General features: G+C 69.9%; 13 protein-coding genes. 4 read left to right on the plus strand and 9 right to left on the minus strand.

The genetic code is table 11. From position 1 onward, the window contains the following. Positions 1–135: 135 nt before the first annotated feature. On the plus strand, positions 136–660 hold the full coding sequence (locus IE264_RS14475) for a hypothetical protein (RefSeq protein WP_032757459.1): 525 nt from the start codon (positions 136–138) through the stop codon (positions 658–660). A gap of 24 nt (positions 661–684) precedes the next feature. Here the strand turns inward: IE264_RS14475 and IE264_RS14480 are convergent, their stop codons facing one another. Both IE264_RS14480 and IE264_RS14485 read right to left on the minus strand, forming a co-directional pair. After that, positions 685–1,341 carry a peptidoglycan-binding domain-containing protein gene (locus tag IE264_RS14480; protein WP_032757458.1) on the minus strand — a complete coding sequence of 219 codons (657 nt, stop codon included), beginning with the start codon at positions 1,339–1,341 and terminating at the stop codon, positions 685–687. Positions 1,342–1,514: 173 nt separating this feature from the next. Then, positions 1,515–2,726 (minus strand): glycoside hydrolase family 64 protein, encoded by a 1,212-nt coding sequence (locus IE264_RS14485; protein WP_180289102.1) that lies wholly within the window; start codon positions 2,724–2,726, stop codon positions 1,515–1,517. Positions 2,727–3,113: 387 nt separating this feature from the next. Between IE264_RS14485 and IE264_RS14490 the strand changes: the two genes are divergently transcribed. The 3 genes from IE264_RS14490 to IE264_RS14500 all read left to right on the plus strand — a co-directional run bounded on the left by IE264_RS14490 (position 3,114) and on the right by IE264_RS14500 (position 9,109). Then, the gene (locus IE264_RS14490; RefSeq protein WP_032757601.1) at positions 3,114–6,986 is read left to right on the plus strand and encodes an endo-alpha-N-acetylgalactosaminidase family protein; all 3,873 of its coding nucleotides are present in this window, start codon (positions 3,114–3,116) and stop codon (positions 6,984–6,986) included. Between the two features lie 263 nt (positions 6,987–7,249). Then, on the plus strand, positions 7,250–8,833 hold the full coding sequence (locus tag IE264_RS14495; RefSeq protein WP_015611631.1) for an acyl-CoA carboxylase subunit beta: 1,584 nt from the start codon (positions 7,250–7,252) through the stop codon (positions 8,831–8,833). A 72-nt stretch (positions 8,834–8,905) separates the two neighbouring features. Continuing rightward, complete coding sequence (locus tag IE264_RS14500; protein WP_032757457.1) at positions 8,906–9,109, plus strand: acyl-CoA carboxylase subunit epsilon; 204 nt, start codon at positions 8,906–8,908, stop codon at positions 9,107–9,109. 87 nt (positions 9,110–9,196) lie between these two features. Here the strand turns inward: IE264_RS14500 and IE264_RS14505 are convergent, their stop codons facing one another. From IE264_RS14505 to IE264_RS14535, 7 genes are all read right to left on the minus strand, one after another. Then, complete coding sequence (locus tag IE264_RS14505; protein ID WP_014048542.1) at positions 9,197–9,778, minus strand: GTP-binding protein; 582 nt, start codon at positions 9,776–9,778, stop codon at positions 9,197–9,199. Next, positions 9,759–10,415, minus strand: coding sequence for a DUF742 domain-containing protein (locus IE264_RS14510; protein ID WP_015611634.1), 657 nt, complete (start codon positions 10,413–10,415; stop codon positions 9,759–9,761). The genes IE264_RS14505 and IE264_RS14510 overlap by 20 nt, the downstream gene beginning before the upstream one ends. A gap of 90 nt (positions 10,416–10,505) precedes the next feature. After that, positions 10,506–10,919 carry a roadblock/LC7 domain-containing protein gene (locus IE264_RS14515; RefSeq protein WP_030125847.1) on the minus strand — a complete coding sequence of 138 codons (414 nt, stop codon included), beginning with the start codon at positions 10,917–10,919 and terminating at the stop codon, positions 10,506–10,508. Positions 10,920–10,929: 10 nt separating this feature from the next. Then, positions 10,930–14,223 carry a sensor histidine kinase gene (locus tag IE264_RS14520; protein ID WP_032757455.1) on the minus strand — a complete coding sequence of 1,098 codons (3,294 nt, stop codon included), beginning with the start codon at positions 14,221–14,223 and terminating at the stop codon, positions 10,930–10,932. A gap of 363 nt (positions 14,224–14,586) precedes the next feature. Further along, on the minus strand, positions 14,587–15,168 hold the full coding sequence (locus tag IE264_RS14525; protein ID WP_015611636.1) for a GTP-binding protein: 582 nt from the start codon (positions 15,166–15,168) through the stop codon (positions 14,587–14,589). Continuing rightward, entirely contained in the window at positions 15,149–15,556 is a 408-nt protein-coding gene (locus IE264_RS14530) for a DUF742 domain-containing protein (RefSeq protein ID WP_015611637.1), read from the minus strand. Before IE264_RS14530 ends, IE264_RS14525 begins: the two co-directional genes overlap by 20 nt. A 135-nt stretch (positions 15,557–15,691) precedes the next feature. Further along, the gene (locus IE264_RS14535) at positions 15,692–16,105 is read right to left on the minus strand and encodes a roadblock/LC7 domain-containing protein (protein ID WP_006127850.1); all 414 of its coding nucleotides are present in this window, start codon (positions 16,103–16,105) and stop codon (positions 15,692–15,694) included. Positions 16,106–16,114 lie beyond the last annotated feature (9 nt).

The raw sequence follows: 16,114 nt of genomic DNA on the forward strand, positions 1-16,114 counted from the left end.
CGCCCCGGTGCGCCTCCCTGGTGCGCCGCCCTCTGGCGGACGCGCGTAGAACTCGGGCACCATCTCCCTGTCCGGCGTGCGCGGCCCCGTGCCCGTACGGCCTCTGTTTTGTCATGAGCATGAGGAGAATCACCCATGGTGAACCGCCCACGACTCCGCTCCGCCCTTACCGCCCTGGCCCTCGTCCTCGGCGCCCTCTTCGTCCCCGGCATCGGCGCCCTCGGCAGCGGCGCCACCGAGGCGCACGCCGTGACCAAGCTGACCCACGCCCAGGCGACCTCCCGGTTCAGCTCCTCCGGGATCACCTGGTCGTCCTCGGGCGGCTGCTCCAACCGGAACGTCCCCACCTGCACGTCGTTCGACCAGCTGAACCTGCCGACCGCCCAGGGTGCCCAGACCCTCAGGAGCGCCACCGGCTGCGCGCTCAGGATCACCGGCGGCACGGAGACCGGGCATGCCGGCGGCACGTACTCGCACTGGAACGGCTACAAGCTGGACTTCGCCAAGAGCACCTGCCTGAACAACTACGTCACCGGCGTCTTCACCTACATCGGCGTACGGGGCGACGGCGCCCGGCAGTACCAGTCCGGCTCCGGCAACATCTACGCCGACGAGGGCAACCACTGGGATGTGACCTACTACAACTGCGGCGGCTGCTGACCCTCCCGCACGGGCCGGCGGTGATCAGTCGATCGGGTCCACCGTCGGCCCCTCCCGCTCCAGCAGGTCCCGGGCGAACCGCTCCCACTGCGCGTACCGGCCGGGGTGCGCGGACCGCTGCACCGCCTGGCACGCCTCGCCCGGCTCCATCGACTCCCAGCCCTCGATCTGGAGCAGCCCCGGGTTCTTTGTCGGTGAGGGCAGCCCGTAGAAGGACTTCGACGCGGTCGGGACGTGGGTGATCTGCTTCGCCGTGCCCCAGCCCATGCTCGGGCGCTGCTGGAAGATGCCGAGCGAGTCGTTGTCCACCGGAGTCGTGTGGTTGACGAACGTCGACTCCTGCATGGCCGTCATCAGGGCGATGACCTGCCCCTGCTCCGGGATCCGGGCACCCTTCCCGACGCCGATGACCGTACGCGCGTGCGCGAGCTGTTCCGGGCCCAGGTCGGACGGGTCGGCGAAGACCGTCCGCAGCTCGCTGTCGGGGGCTGAGCCGAGCAGCCGTGCTGTCGCGGTGTCCACGCGGCCGGTGGGGTCGAGACCGTAGCTCTGCTGGAAGGCGCGCAGGCCCTGGGCGGTGGGCGGCGGGGGCGCGGTGGCGTGGGCGGCGGTGGGGGCGGTCAGCAGGAATACGGTGCCGAGCACCGCGAGCGTGCGGCGGGGGAGCCTGTTCTTGCGCATACGGATTCGCATACGGAACGGTTCCGGGACGCCGGAAAGAAAGTCAAGGATGCGGCGAATAGTATGAATTGATGGTGTGTCGCGGCCCGGGGGCCGTGTCGGCCCCGGGCGTGCGAGTGCCCCTGCCGGCCGGGCCCGGCAGGGGCGGACTCACCTGGTGGCCGCGTGGGCCGTCAGGACCCCACGCTCACCGTGAAGCGGCGCGGGTTCCCGTCGTGCGCGGCGCCCGAGACATCGGGCTCGCCGTCCGGGCGGACGTCGTCGTACGGGAACGCGTAGCCGATCGGGCTGTTGGCGTGGACCACCCGGGACCAGTGGTTGGTCACCGGCGTCCGGTAGTAGTCCGCCACCGACGTGCCGTTGGGCTGGCTCGGGTGGCTCAGCATGATCGACCGGTTGAAGCCGGCCGCCAGCCGGGCCAGGATCGCCTTCTTGTCGTCGGAGTCGCCCGGGTTGTTGGTGAACGGGCCGTGGTTACAGGTGAAGATGTCCTTCGTCTCCGGCTTGGTGAAGGTGTGGCCGCCCTCGAAGGTCAGCGTGTCCCCGCTGACCCGGCCCGCCAGAGTGCCCCGGCCGCCCTGGAGGTCGATGCGCAGGTCCTCGGAGCGGTACTTCTCCCACACCTCGTCGATCTGCGCGGTGAACAGGTCCCGGAACGGCATCTCGGCGGGCCGGTCGAAGTACGGGGCCATGATGTTCTGCGGCGAGACCACCCGCAGCACCTTGCCGTCGTCGCCCCGGGTGATCAGCTTGTCCCACGGCTGCCCGTCGGCGGCGGCCTGCGCGGTCAGGTCCGCCGCGATCCGGTCCACCGCGCCCTCGGGGTGCGGAGCCACGACGTGGGTGCCGTCGCCCTCCAGCGTGATGCCGATCGGGAGGGCCGTGATCAGGTCCACGTAGCTGATGTTGGAGTACAGCTGCTCGGTGTTGAAGGTGAACTCGGCGAACGCCCAGGTCCGCCCGTAGTTCGGGTCCGTGGGCGTGGCGAAGGCGGGCTCCACCAGGGACGGGCCCGGGTTGAGGAAGAAGTCCAGCTTGTCGTCGCGGACGAAGTAGACCCGCGCCCCGTACATCTGCGGCAGGGTCAGCAGGACCGGGCCCGCGCCCGCTCCGTTGAGCGGGATCGCGCAGTCCACCGGGAGCGGGGTCTGCGGGGCGCCGGGGGAGTCGGGGCGGTAGACACCGCCGTCCGGCTTGAGCAGCACCCAGCGGTCGGTGCCCAGCTCGTGGCCGGTGACGTACGCGTGCACCGTGCCCGGCAACGACTTGTTCTCCAGAGCCAGTTCACAGGTCGCGGGGGCCGCGGAGGCGCGCGGGCTGAGGGCGGTGCCCCAGGCGGGGTACGTGAGCGCCGCGGCCGATGCGGCGGCGCCGGTCAGGAACATTCTGCGCGAAATCACGAGGGAACTCCCGAGTGTGTGGGGGCCGCAGACGGGTCGTGGGGTGGGGGAGGGGAGAGACCTGACAGTGGGGGTGTCTGCGGGTGCGCACCACTCTCGTCAGGGGCGGAGCGAGCGTCAATACTTGTGGATGAGAGCGCTCTCAAAAATTCCGAGTCTTCACAACTCGACGCCCGGAAACGGCACTTGCCGGAACCGAGCGGGTGCGAACCGTGACTGTACGGAGGCGGCCGCGGCCAAGAGGTGAAGGTGAGGCCGCCCGTGGCCCCCGCGCGGGCCACTTGGACTAACGGACCGGGGTTGTTGGACGGAGACGGCCCCCCGGGCCGACATTCGTTGACGGTGTCCGGACACGGCGACTACTCAGGGGCCATGTCGCCAAGATTCCCCTCCGCCGGCCTGGTCGCCGTCGCCTCAGCAGCCGTCCTGGCGCTCGTGGGGACCGCCCTCCCCGCCGCAGCCGCCGATCCGTCCCCCGCACCGGCCGGGGCGGCGAAGCCCAGCGGCTCCGCCACCATCGGCTCGCCCCAGCTCACGGTCGCCGTCGGCGACGACTTCCCGCGCGTCCTGTCGTACACCGACCGGGCGAGCGGCAAACGGCTCCTGGGCAGTACGCGGCCGGTCACCGTCGTCACCCTCAACGGCACCGCCCACCCGGTGAAGCTCAAGGGAGCGCCCAAGACCAACGGCTCCGCCGCCCGCTACACCCTGGTCTTCACCGATCTGCCCGGCGTCGAGATCGACGCCTCGCTCACCGTCTCCGGCCGGACCACCACCTTCAAGGTGACCGCCGTCCGCGACACCGCCGCGTTCCGGGTCGGGACCATCGACATCCCCGGGCACGACCTGATCTCGGTCGGCTCCACCGAGCCCGGCGCCGCCACCGCGTTCACCACGCTGGACCCGGACTCCACCCGTACCGCCGACGTGTTCGCGAAGGTCACCGGCGACACCGAGCCCGACCCGGCCCCCGTCGGCGCCACCTACGCGATCCTCAGCACCTCCTCCCTCGCCGCCGCCGTCGAGTCCAACTCCTCCTACGACAAGCCCTCCGGCCCCACCGGCGGCGACGACGCCCGCTTCTGGCGCCAGGCCCGCACCGAGGCCGACGGCGCGGTCCGGGTCGGTGTCGGCTCGGGCCAGTGGACCTACCGGGGCGAGGGCGCCCCGAAGCCGGAAAGCGGCGAGAACCTGCCTTGGGCGAGGGTCGTCGTCACCCCGGACGCCAACGGCGACAAGGCCGTCGACTGGCAGGACGGGGCGATCGCCTTCCGCTCCATCGGCATCACCGCCCCGGGCAGCGAGGAGACCGCCGACCGGGTCGTCACCCACATCCCGTTCAACTTCGCCAGCCAGGCCACCCACCCGTTCCTGCGCACCCTGGACGACGTCAAGCGGATCTCGCAGGCCACCGACGGCCTAGGCCAGCTCGCCGTCCTCAAGGGGTACGGCTCCGAGGGCCACGACTCCGCCCACCCGGACTACGGCGGCAACTACAACAAGCGCGCCGGCGGTCTCAAGGACCTCAACACCCTGCTCAAGGACGGCAAGAAGTGGGGCGCCGACTTCGGCGTCCACGTCAACGCCACCGAGTCCTACCCGGAGGCCAACGCCTTCTCCGAGCAACTGGTCGACAGGACCAAGCCCGGCTGGAACTGGCTCAACCAGAGCTACTACATCGACCAGCGCCGCGACATCAACAGCGGCGACCTGGCGAAACGCTTCCAGCAACTGCGCGACGAGACCGACAAGAACCTCGACTTCCTCTACATCGACGTCTACTACAGCCACGGCTGGATCGCCGACAAGACGATCCAGGCCGTGCAGAAGCAGGGCTGGACCGTCGGCACCGAGTGGGCCGACAAGTTCGAGCGCGCCTCGCTCTGGTCGCACTGGGCGAACGACCTGAACTACGGCGGGGCCACCAACAAGGGCCTCAACTCGCAGATCATCCGGTTCATCCGCAACGGCGAGAAGGACATCTGGAACAACCACCCGGTCCTCGGTCAGAGCGTCCTGGAGGACTTCGAGGGGTGGACGGGCGAGACCGACTGGAACGCCTTCACCGCCAACATCTGGCAGCGGAACCTCCCCGCCAAGTACCTCCAGCAGCAGAGGATCACCCGCTGGGACGGCAACGACATCACCTTCACCGGCGGGGTGCGCGGCACGGTCGAGGACGGGAAGCGCACCTTCTACGACGAGGGCCGCAAGGTGCTCAGCGGCACCGACTACCTGCTCCCGTGGGACGGCGGGAAGAAGCTCTACCACTACAGCGAGACCGGGGGCACCAGCACCTGGGAGGTGCCCGGCAAGGGCCCGTACACGGTCTACGAGCTCAGCGACAACGGGCGGGAGAAGGTCGCCACGGTCCGCCCGGACGCCGATGGGAGGATCACGCTGACCGCGACCGCCGGACAGCCGTACGTCCTCTACCCGGACCGTGCTCCGAAGAAGGCCCCTGTCGCATGGGGCCAGGGCACCCCCCTCAAGGACCCCGGCTTCAACGACCGCGCCCTGACCGGCTGGACGAAGACCGGCACCGCCGCCCGGGACACCGACGAGCAGGGCCGCAACAGCGCCGCCCTCTCCGGGACCGCCGAAGCCGCGCTCTCCCAGAGCGTCACCGGCCTCAAGCCCGGCAAGCGCTACACCGCCTCCGCCCTCATCGAGGTCGAGCCCGGCGCGACCCGCCGTACGGTGCTGAGCGCCGGCGGGAAGTCGGTGGCCGTCGACCGCTCCACGGCCGAGGACTTCGTCGCCGCGTCCGACTGGCACGGCACCTCCTTCCAGCGCGCCAAGGTCAACTTCACCGCCCCGGCGAACGGCCGCACCACCCTGCGCATCGAGGCGGCCGCGGGTTCCACGGCGAGGGTCCGCGCCGATGACGTACGGATCGTCGAGAACGCCCCCGCCACCCGGCCCGGCACCCTCGTGTACGAGGACTTCGAGGCCGTCGACCAGGGCTGGGGCCCCTTCCTCAAGGGCAACGCGGGCGGCTCCACCGACCCCCGCACCAGCGTCTCCCAGCTGAACGCCCCGTACACCCAGTCCGGCTGGAACGGGAAGCTGATCGACGACGTGCTCGGCGGGAAGGAGTCCCTGAAGTCCCACGAGGAGAACACCGGGCTCGTCTACCGCACCGCCCCCTGGACCGTCCCGATGAAGGACGGCCACCGGTACGAGGTCGAGTTCGACTACCAGTCCAGCCACGCCGGGGCCTACAGCTGGGTCGACGGCTACGACCGGGTCGCGGGCGGCAAGGCCTCCTCCACCGAGACGCGGGCCACCCCGATCGGACAGCAGCGCACCACCGGCCACTTCAGCCAGACCCTCACCGCGGGCTGCGGTGACACCTGGACCGGGCTGCGGAAGCGGGCCGGAGCACCCGAGGGCGCGGACTTCGTGCTCGACGGGTTCACCGTGACCGACCTCGGACCCGCCCCCGCCGGGCAGGAGGCCGTCTGCGGCACGCTGGGCGTCGCCGCCGACGCCGAGACCCTGGAGCCGGGCGCCCCCAACACCGTCGAGGCGACCTTCGGCAACGACGAGGCGAGTGCCGCCACCGGCGTGAAGCTGGCGCTGACCGTGCCCGAGGGATGGCAGGCCGAGCCCGTCGGCGCGGTCGCCTTCGACTCGGTCGCCCCGGGCGCGAAGGTCACCGGCAGCTGGCGGGTCACCCCGCCGGTGGACGCCCCGTACGAGACGTACCAGCTGGGCGCGGAGGCCACGTACGCCGTGTCGGGCTCCCCGCGTACGCTCGGCGCGCAGACCTCCGTACGGACCCTGCCGCCCCCGCCCACCGAGGACAGCTGGGCCAGTGACCTCGACTGGACCGCCTCCCAGAACGGCTGGGGACCCGTCGAGCGCGACCAGTCCAACGGGGAGACCGGGACCGGCGACGGCAGCCCGCTGAAGATCGGCGGTGTCGCGTACGCCAAGGGGCTCGGCACCCACGCCCCGGCGAAGATCCGCTACTACCTGGGCGGGAAGTGCACCTCCCTCACCGCCGAGGTCGGTGTGGACGACGTCCAGGCCACGCGCGGCAGCGTGCGGTTCTCCGTCACCGCCGACGGGACGGAGAAGGTGAAGTCGCCGGTGCTGGGGGCTGCCGACCCGGCCTGGAAGCTCACCGCCGACGTCACCGGCGCGCGGTATGTGGAGCTGGTCGTGGACGACGGCGGTGACGGCAACGGCAACGACCACGCCGACTGGGGCAACGCCCGCTTCCACTGCGGAGGTTGAACCCCGGTCGAACAATGACCCAGGAGCGGTGGAGCCCAGCTGAACAGTGCTGGGCCATACTGAGGGGGCCTTCGGGCCCCCTCAGTGACATGTGGCCCACGGCACACCGCCTCTTTGTAGGGTTCTCACAGCGTGGAGCGGCGTTTCGCTGGTGGATCGCGTGCCCGGTGGGTTGGTTCTGTTCACACCCACCACGAAACCGGGCAGGAGACTGTACGGAGTCGACGGCACGATTTCTGGGTCGGGGTTCGTAGGGTCGATGCATGACCGTTGTGGACGAAACCCAGGGTGAGCCGAGCGACACGCGTGGCCGGGTGGCCGAACTGCTGGCCCTGCGCGAGCAGGCCCGGCGCGGCCCCAGCGAGCGCGCGACCCAGGCGCAGCACGCCAAGGGCAAGCTGACCGCGCGGGAGCGCATCGAGCTGCTGCTGGACCCGGGCTCGTTCCGGGAGGTCGAGCAGCTCCGCCGGCACCGGGCGACGGGGTTCGGCCTGGAGGCCAAGAAGCCGTACACCGACGGTGTCATCACCGGCTGGGGCACGGTCGAGGGCCGCACGGTCTTCGTCTACGCGCACGACTTCCGGATCTTCGGCGGGGCGCTGGGCGAGGCCCACGCCACGAAGATCCACAAGATCATGGACATGGCCATCTCGGCCGGTGCCCCGCTGGTCTCCCTGAACGACGGCGCCGGCGCCCGTATCCAGGAGGGCGTCTCCGCGCTCGCCGGCTACGGCGGCATCTTCCAGCGCAACACGCGCGCCTCCGGTGTCATCCCGCAGATCAGCGTGATGCTCGGCCCGTGCGCGGGCGGCGCCGCCTACAGTCCGGCACTCACCGACTTCGTCTTCATGGTCCGTGAGACCTCGCAGATGTTCATCACCGGACCGGACGTCGTGAAGGCGGTCACCGGCGAGGAGATCACCCAGAACGGCCTCGGCGGCGCCGACGTGCACGCCGAGACCTCGGGCGTCGCGCACTTCGCGTACGACGACGAGGAGACCTGCATCGCCGAGGTCCGCTACCTCATCGGGATGCTGCCCTCCAACAACCGCGAGAACCCGCCGACCGTGGAGAGCGACGACCCGGCCGACCGGCGCGGCGACGTCCTGCTGGACCTGGTCCCCGCCGACGGCAACCGCCCGTACGACATGCACCAGGTGATCGAGGAGCTCGTCGACGACGGCGACTACCTGGAGATCCACGAGCGCTGGGCGCGCAACATCATCTGCGCGATGGCCCGCCTGGACGGCCAGGTCGTCGGCATCGTCGCCAACCAGCCGCAGGCCCTGGCCGGTGTCCTGGACATCGAGGCGTCCGAGAAGGCCGCTCGCTTCGTCCAGATGTGCGACGCGTTCAACATCCCGATCATCACCCTTCTGGACGTCCCCGGCTTCCTTCCCGGCGTCGACCAGGAGCACGGTGGGATCATCCGGCACGGCGCCAAGCTGCTGTACGCCTACTGCAACGCCACCGTGCCCCGGATCTCGCTCATCCTGCGCAAGGCCTACGGAGGCGCCTACATCGTCATGGACAGCCAGTCCATCGGGGCCGACCTCACCTACGCCTGGCCCACCAACGAGATCGCGGTGATGGGCGCCGAAGGTGCCGCCAACGTCATCTTCCGCCGCCAGATCGCGGACGCCGAGGACCCCGAGGCCATGCGCGCCCGCATGGTCAAGGAGTACAAGGCCGAGCTGATGCACCCCTACTACGCGGCCGAGCGCGGTCTGGTCGATGACGTCATCGACCCCGCCGAGACCCGCGAGGTGCTCATCGCCTCGCTCGCCATGCTCCGCAACAAGCACGCCGACCTGCCGTCCCGCAAGCACGGCAACCCCCCGCAGTAGTCGCCCTTCCGCAGCGGCGCGATCCGCCGCACGGTCCACGACACCCTGCCGAGAAGACGGAGACACCCCACCATGAGCCTCACTTCCGCCGAGTCCGTCCTGCGCGTCGAGAAGGGGCACGCCGACCCCGAGGAGCTGGCGGCCATCACCGCCGTCCTGATGGCCCGCGCCGCTGCCCAGCCCGCCGCCGCCGCCCACCGCGGCCGCGACACGGCCGGCTGGCGCCGCCTGGAGCGCACGCCGGGCTTCCGCGCGCCGCACAGCTGGCAGGGCTGACCCGCCCACAGCGCCGTACGGGAAGGGCCCCGCACTCCTCAAGGAGTTGCGGGGCCCTTCTTCGTACGTACCGGAGTGCCGGGGGCCTCAGCGCAGGCGGGCCATCAGGGCGTGCTCGACCAGTGTGATGAGCGCGCTCTTGGCGTCGGCGCGGTGCCGGGCGTCCGTCGTCAGGATCGGGGTGTCCGGCCCGATCTGCAGCGCTTCACGTACCTCGTCGGGGGTGTAGGGCTGGTGTCCGTCGAAGCCGTTGAGGGCGATGACGAAGGGGAGGCCGCTGTTCTCGAAGTAGTCGACGGCGGGGAAGCAGTCGGCGAGGCGGCGGGTGTCGACGAGGACGACGGCGCCGATGGCGCCGCGGACCAGGTCGTCCCACATGAACCAGAAGCGGTCCTGGCCCGGCGTACCGAAGAGGTACAGGATCAGGTCCTGGTCCAGGGTGATGCGTCCGAAGTCCATGGCCACCGTCGTGGTGGTCTTGTCCCCGGTGTGGGTCAGGTCGTCGATGCCCGCGGACGCGGACGTCATCACGGCTTCGGTGCGCAGCGGATTGATCTCCGAAACGGCACCGACAAACGTGGTCTTACCCACGCCGAAGCCCCCTGCCACCACGATCTTCGCCGAGGTAGTGGAGCGGGCCGCTCCGCCGCTAGAGCTTGCGAAGTCCACTGAGCACCCTTTCGAGCAGTGTCACATCTGGCTGGCCGCCGGCGGCCTCGTCGCCGCCGGGCTGATGGATAGCGACGAGTCCGGCCTCGGCCAGGTCGGCGACGAGGATCCGGGCAACGCCGAGGGGGATCGAGAGAAGGGCCGAAACCTCGGCGACCGACTTGATCTCGATGCAGAGCCGGCAGATCCGCTGGTGCTCGGGCAACTGCCCTTGCAGCCGGGACGGATCGGCCGTCGTGCTGACCAGCGCCTCGATGGCGAGCTGGTAACGCGGCCGGGTCCGGCCGCCGGTCATGGCGTACGGACGGACCAGCGGATTGTGCGCGGCGGGCTTGGCGGGCTCGGGAGCCCGCCGCTGCTGCTGCACCGGCTGGATACGCTGCTGCTGGTGCGCGTCGTACCGCTGGGACTGCTGCGGCTGCTGCTGCGGCCACGGCGAACCCGGCTGCTGCTGGGGCCACTCGGACCCCTGCGAGCCGTGGGCGCCCTGTGACTGCTGCGGCTGCTGGTATGGCTGATATGCGTTCCCCGGGGCCTGGCCGCCGGATCCTGCGGGGTAGCCGAAACGGTTGTCACCGTGCTCACCCGGAACCCTCTGTTCACCCTCGTATGGGTGTCCGCCTGTGGGTGCTGCCACGTTTCCTCCTCCGACTGCCGGTCGCCGATCCCAGTGGGGCCGCGCCACCGCACCTTATGGCGCGGTGGCGAGAAACGCACTGTCTGTCTACTAGTTAAGAAGGCTTCCCTGAAGTTCGGCGCGGAGATCCGGGGTCAGAACACTGCCCGCGCGGTCGACCAGAAGTGCCATTTCGTACCCGACCAGACCGATATCGGCATCCGGGTGGGCGAGAACGGCGAGTGACGAACCGTCCGAGATGGACATCAGGAAGAGGAATCCCCGCTCCATCTCCACAACGGTCTGGTTCACCGCCCCGCCCTCGAAGATCCGGGAGGCGCCCGCGGTCAGCGACGTCAGACCGGAGGCGACGGCCGCCAGCTGGTCGGCGCGGTCGCGCGGGAATCCTTCGGACATGGCCAGCAGGAGTCCGTCGGCGGAGACCACCACCGTGTGCGACACCCCGGGGGTGTTGTCCACGAAGTTGGTGATCAACCAGTTGAGATTCTGCGCCGCCTGGCTCATCGGGCTCACACTAACGCTCCTGGTTGTAGGTGGTACTGGTGTCCGACCCGGCGCTGCGTCCCCGCTGGACTCCCCGCCGCAGGTTGCTCAACCTGCCGCGGACGTCCTCGGGAGCGCGGGAGACCTGTGGGCCGCCCTGCTGGGTCTGCTCCGCCGTGCCCTCGACCAGGTTGGCCTTGGGCACGCGCCGGGGGAGGCCGGAGGGGGTGATTCCGCCCGCCTTCGGCTCACGGAGCTTCTCGGCCCGCTCCCAGCGCTCGTCGTTCGTCGAGCGCCAGTCGTCGGTGCCGTCCCCGTTGGTCTGCGAGACCTGCCGCTCTTCCTGCTGCGGCTGCGGAGCCGGAGCAGGGGCCGCGGCAGGAGCCGGAGCCGGCGCGGGCTGGTCGTTGCCCCGGCCGCTCGGCTGCCAGTGCTGCGCACCGCCGCGGCGAGGCAGACCGGCTTCGGTCAGCTCGTGGCCGACGTTCGGGGCGGACCCCGGACTGTCGAAGCCTACGCGCTCCTGCTGCGGCGCGGGAACGCTCGGAACAGATTCCGCCTCAGCCTGCCGAACCGGCTCAAATGTGTTCTGGAAACCGCTCTGAACAGGCCAGTCGTCCTGGTGGGACTGGTCGGTCGGGGCAGCGTACCGGTCGGCCGCGTACGGATCCTGCGGGTTCTCCGGAGCGGCATATGCCGCTTCCGCGTACCCCTCCTGAGCCTGCGGTTCCGTCCCGTTCTGCTGCTGCGGGTAGCCGTCCCCGGTGCCGTACTGCTGCTCGTAGGAGCCGGCGTACGGGGCCTGGCCCTGCTGGGCGGAGTCCTGGCCGTACTGCTCCTGGCCGTAGGAATCCTGCGCGTAGTTCTGCGAGCCGTCGTACTGCTCCTGGCCCTGCGCGCCGTTGTACGGAGCCTGCCCGGCGTACGGCTCCTGCGCGTACTGCTCCTGGCCGTAGCCCTGCTGCTCCTGGGAGCCGTCCGGGAACGGGCTGCCGGTCTGGGCCTCCAGCGCCGCCCTGCGCTCCTCGCGCATCAGCGAACGGTTGACCGGGTCCAGCTGGCCCGGGTCCGCCGGGACCTCGTAGCGCGAGTCGTCGAAGCCGAGCTCCGCCGCGGTGCGCATCTGGCCGTGCTGCGGCGCCGGTTCGAAGGCGTCCCGCTGCTCGGGAATGATCGAGGAGACGGTGAAGTCGTCCTGCCCGGGGCCGGATTCGCCACCGCCACCGTGGGTGATGGCGTCGGGGAGCATGACCAGCGAGGTGGTTCCGGCCTGCTCGCCCGAGGGGCGCAGCTGGACCCGGATGCCGTGCCGGTCGGCGAGCCGGCCGACCACGAACAGGCCCATGCGCTGGGAGACCGCGGCGTCCACGGTCGGCGGGTTGGCCAGCTTGTGGTTGATGTCGGCGAAGTCCTCGGCGGTGAGGCCGATGCCCTTGTCGTGGATCTCGACCATCACCCGGCCGTCGGGCAGCCGGGTCGCGGTGACACGGACCTTGGTCTGCGGTGAGGAGAACGTGGTGGCGTTCTCCAGCAGCTCGGCCAGCAGGTGCACGAGGTCGGTGACGGCCCGGCCGTGGATCTCGGCCTCGGGGACACCGGAGAGCTCGACGCGCTCGTACGACTCCACCTCGGAGGAGGCGGCGCGCAGGACGTCGACCAGCGGCACCGGCTGGTCCCAGCGGCGGCCCGGCTCCTCGCCCGACAGGACGAGCAGGTTCTCGCCGTTGCGCCGCATACGGGTGGCCAGGTGGTCCAGCTTGAAGAGGCTCTCCAGCTGGTCCGGGTCGGCCTCGTTGTTCTCCAGGTCGGTGATGAGGGTCAGCTGGCCCTCGATGAGCGACTGGTTGCGGCGCGAGAGGTTGGTGAAGATCGCGTTGACGTTGCCCCGCAGCATGGCCTGCTCGGCGGCGAGCCGGACGGCCTCGCGGTGCACCTGGTCGAAGGCGCGGGCGACCTCGCCGATCTCGTCCTGCGTGGTGATCGGGATGGGCTGCACCCGGGTGTCGACCCGGCCCGGGTCGGTGCGGGAGAGCTGGTCGACGAGGGAGGGCAGCCGCTGCTCGGCGATGGAGAAGGCGGCGGTACGCAGCTGGCGCATCGAGCGGCTCATCTGGCGGGCCATGAGCCCGGCCACCAGGAAGGCGGCCAGCAGGGCGATGACGACGGCCAGGCCGTTGACGATCGCGTCCCGCTTGGCGTCGGAGGAGATCTTCGCGGCCTCGTTCACCGCCTTGGTGACGAGCTCGTCCTCGACGGTGGCGTACCCCTGGAACTTGGCGGTGGCGGCGGCCATCCAGGTCTCGGGCGTGATGCCCTTCTTCGCCAGGTCCTCGGGGTCCTGGCCCTGGCCGATCTGCTGGGCCATGCCGTCGAAGACCGAACCGTCGATGCTCGGCGGCGACACGAACGGCTGACCTGCGGCCTCGGCCTGCTCACGGGCGGCCTTGAGCTGCTTGGAGCCCTCGGCGGCCTTGCCCGCCATGACCTGCTTGAGGCGGTCCACATCGGCCTGGGTACCACCGGAGTTGAACTCGGCGAGAGCGATCTGCTCCATGTAGTTGTACGAGCCGAACGCCTTGACCTGGTCGTTGTAGGTGCCGGGCTTCTTGCTCGGGCGCACCAGCAGGTGCATGCCGATCGAGCGCTGAAGCGATTCTGCAGCCTTGGCCAGCTCGATGGCGTAGACGGTACGGCCGTAGCTGGTGATGTTGCCGGTGCCGAGGCCGAGCTCGTTGGAGAACTCCATCAGCGAGTGCTGGACCTGGGTGTAGCCCTCTTCGGTCTTCACCGGGTCCAGCGCCTGCGAGTAGGCGGCCTTGCGGAGCTCGGGGAGCTTGGGCTCCTCGCCCTTGAAGAGCTTGAGGCGGCGCTCCAGACCAGGCTTGGCCGGCATCTCCTTCACCGCGGCCTCGAAAGCCGCGCGCGCCTCGTCCGTGGTGGCCCGGGACTGCTCGACGATGTCGGCCTCACGGTCGCCGGAGAGCAGCGGCTGGGCGGTGAGGTCCCGCTCGTCCAGGAGCGCCTGACCGTAGTCCGACGCCGCGCGGACGACGAGCGCGATCTTCTCGGCCTCCTGCGCCTCGCTCCAGGTGTCGATGGAGCCCTTCACCTGGAAGCCGCCCATGATCAGGCCGACGATGACCGGGATCAGGAGGATCGCGTTCAGCCGGGTGGCCACCCGCCAGTTGCGCGGGGAGAACCGGCTGGTGCTGCCACCCGCCGGCTCCGGCTCGGGCGCCTGTGCAGGCGACGCCGCAGCGTGCGACGGCGGGGTGAAGTTACCCCGCTCGGGCTGCACCGCGGAGCCCTCGTTGCTTCGCCTCACTCGACCAACAACCTCTCGGCGTCGGCACCTACGTTGTGCCGGATTATTCGTTCAGGGCCGTAACTACTCGGGAGTTCGACGCATTGCAGCACGGGGACGGGCCCCCTTCCAAACACTCGGAATCGATCATTCCGAGTGGCCCACGCCTCAGATAAAACGGGCATAAAGAGCGAGCCCCGTCAAAAGGCGGGGCTCATGTGAGCGCAGTGGCACCGTATGGATGCGTCGGGTGGTGGCGCGGAGCCAATTCTCTGTCGAAACGTTATGAACACGGGGGCGGACCGTGTCAAACGACACAGGCCGCCCCCGCGTGACTACAACAACTTCCGTAGGGCAAAAACGACTTCCGCCTACTTGTCCGGGCTACTTCAGGCGTGCCATCAGGGCGTGCTCGACCAGGGTGATCAGGCCGCTCTTGGCATCCGCACGATGCCGGGCATCCGTGGTGATGATGGGTGCGTCCGGCCCGATCTGCAGGGCCTCGCGTACCTCGTCGGGGGTGTAGGGCTGGTGTCCGTCGAAGCCGTTGAGGGCGATGACGAAGGGGAGGCCGCTGTTCTCGAAGTAGTCGACGGCGGGGAAGCAGTCGGCGAGGCGGCGGGTGTCGACGAGGACGACGGCGCCGATGGCGCCGCGGACCAGGTCGTCCCACATGAACCAGAAGCGGTCCTGACCGGGCGTACCGAAGAGGTACAGGATCAGGTCCTGGTCGAGCGTGATGCGTCCGAAGTCCATGGCGACGGTGGTCGTCGTCTTGTCGCCGGTGTGGGTCAGGTCGTCGATGCCCGCCGAGGCGGACGTCATGACGGCCTCGGTGCGCAGCGGGTTGATCTCCGAAACGGCACCGACGAACGTGGTCTTGCCCACGCCGAAGCCGCCCGCCACCACGATCTTCGCGGAGGTAGTGGCGCGGGCCGTACCGCCGCTAGAGCTTGCGAAGTCCACTGAGCACCCTTTCGAGCAGTGTCACATCCGGCGCGCCGCCGGCCTCTCCATTGCCCGGCTGGTGGATGGCCACCATGCCGGCTTCCGCCAGGTCCGCCACAAGGATGCGGGCGACACCGAGCGGCATCGACAGCAGCGCGGAGACCTCGGCCACCGACTTGACCTCACGGCACAGGTGGCAGATCCGCTGATGCTCGGGGAGCAGCGTCCCCAGATGCGCCGGGTCCGCGGTGGTGCTGACCAGTGCCTCTATCGCGAGCTGGTAACGCGGCCGGGTCCGGCCGCCGGTCATGGCATAAGGACGAACCAGCGGCTGGTCGCCTCCCTCGTCGTACGACGCGTGGTGCAGTGCGCCGTACGGATCGGGTGAGGCGGGTGGCGGGGTCATGAATCCTCCGGGCGTGACAGCAGGTTCTCGGCTTGCCGTCTGCAAGGGGCCGGTGAGGGGACTAAGGCGGCCTGGCGGGTGAGGGTTGTGGGCATTACCTGGGGGGATCGTGTCGTGAATCCGCAGGACGGCCGCCTAATGGAGCAGACTGCCCTGGAGCTCGGCGCGGAGGTCGGGCGTGAGGACGGTGCCCGCACGGTCGACCAGGAGGGCCATCTCGTACCCGACCAGACCGATGTCGGCGTCCGGGTGGGCGAGAACGGCGAGTGAGGATCCGTCGGAGATGGACATCAGGAAGAGGAACCCGCGCTCCATCTCCACAACGGTCTGGCTGACGGCGCCGCCCTCGAAGATCCGCGAGGCACCCGCTGTCAGCGACGTCAGACCGGAGGCCACGGCCGCCAGCTGATCGGCGCGGTCGCGCGGGAAACCTTCGGACATCGCCAGCAGCAGGCCATCCGCGGAGACCACCACCGTGTGGGACACCCCTGGGGTGTTGTCCACGAAGTTGGTGATCAGCCAGTTCAGATTCTGCGCGGCCTGACTCATGGGGCTCAA

The organism is Streptomyces microflavus (assembly GCF_014650075.1).
Lineage (GTDB): Bacteria > Actinomycetota > Actinomycetes > Streptomycetales > Streptomycetaceae > Streptomyces > Streptomyces microflavus.

Bases quoted from the DNA above. Each gene is read 5' to 3' on its own strand.
- IE264_RS14475 (WP_032757459.1), top strand. From the start codon at position 136: ATGGTGAACCGCCCACGACTCCGCTCCGCCCTTACCGCCCTGGCCCTC.
- IE264_RS14480 (WP_032757458.1), bottom strand. From the start codon at position 1,341: ATGCGCAAGAACAGGCTCCCCCGCCGCACGCTCGCGGTGCTCGGCACC.
- IE264_RS14485 (WP_180289102.1), bottom strand. From the start codon at position 2,726: ATGTTCCTGACCGGCGCCGCCGCATCGGCCGCGGCGCTCACGTACCCC.
- IE264_RS14490 (WP_032757601.1), top strand. From the start codon at position 3,114: ATGTCGCCAAGATTCCCCTCCGCCGGCCTGGTCGCCGTCGCCTCAGCA.
- IE264_RS14495 (WP_015611631.1), top strand. From the start codon at position 7,250: ATGACCGTTGTGGACGAAACCCAGGGTGAGCCGAGCGACACGCGTGGC.
- IE264_RS14500 (WP_032757457.1), top strand. From the start codon at position 8,906: ATGAGCCTCACTTCCGCCGAGTCCGTCCTGCGCGTCGAGAAGGGGCAC.
- IE264_RS14515 (WP_030125847.1), bottom strand. From the start codon at position 10,919: ATGAGCCAGGCGGCGCAGAATCTCAACTGGTTGATCACCAACTTCGTG.
- IE264_RS14530 (WP_015611637.1), bottom strand. From the start codon at position 15,556: ATGACCCCGCCACCCGCCTCACCCGATCCGTACGGCGCACTGCACCAC.
- IE264_RS14535 (WP_006127850.1), bottom strand. From the start codon at position 16,105: ATGAGTCAGGCCGCGCAGAATCTGAACTGGCTGATCACCAACTTCGTG.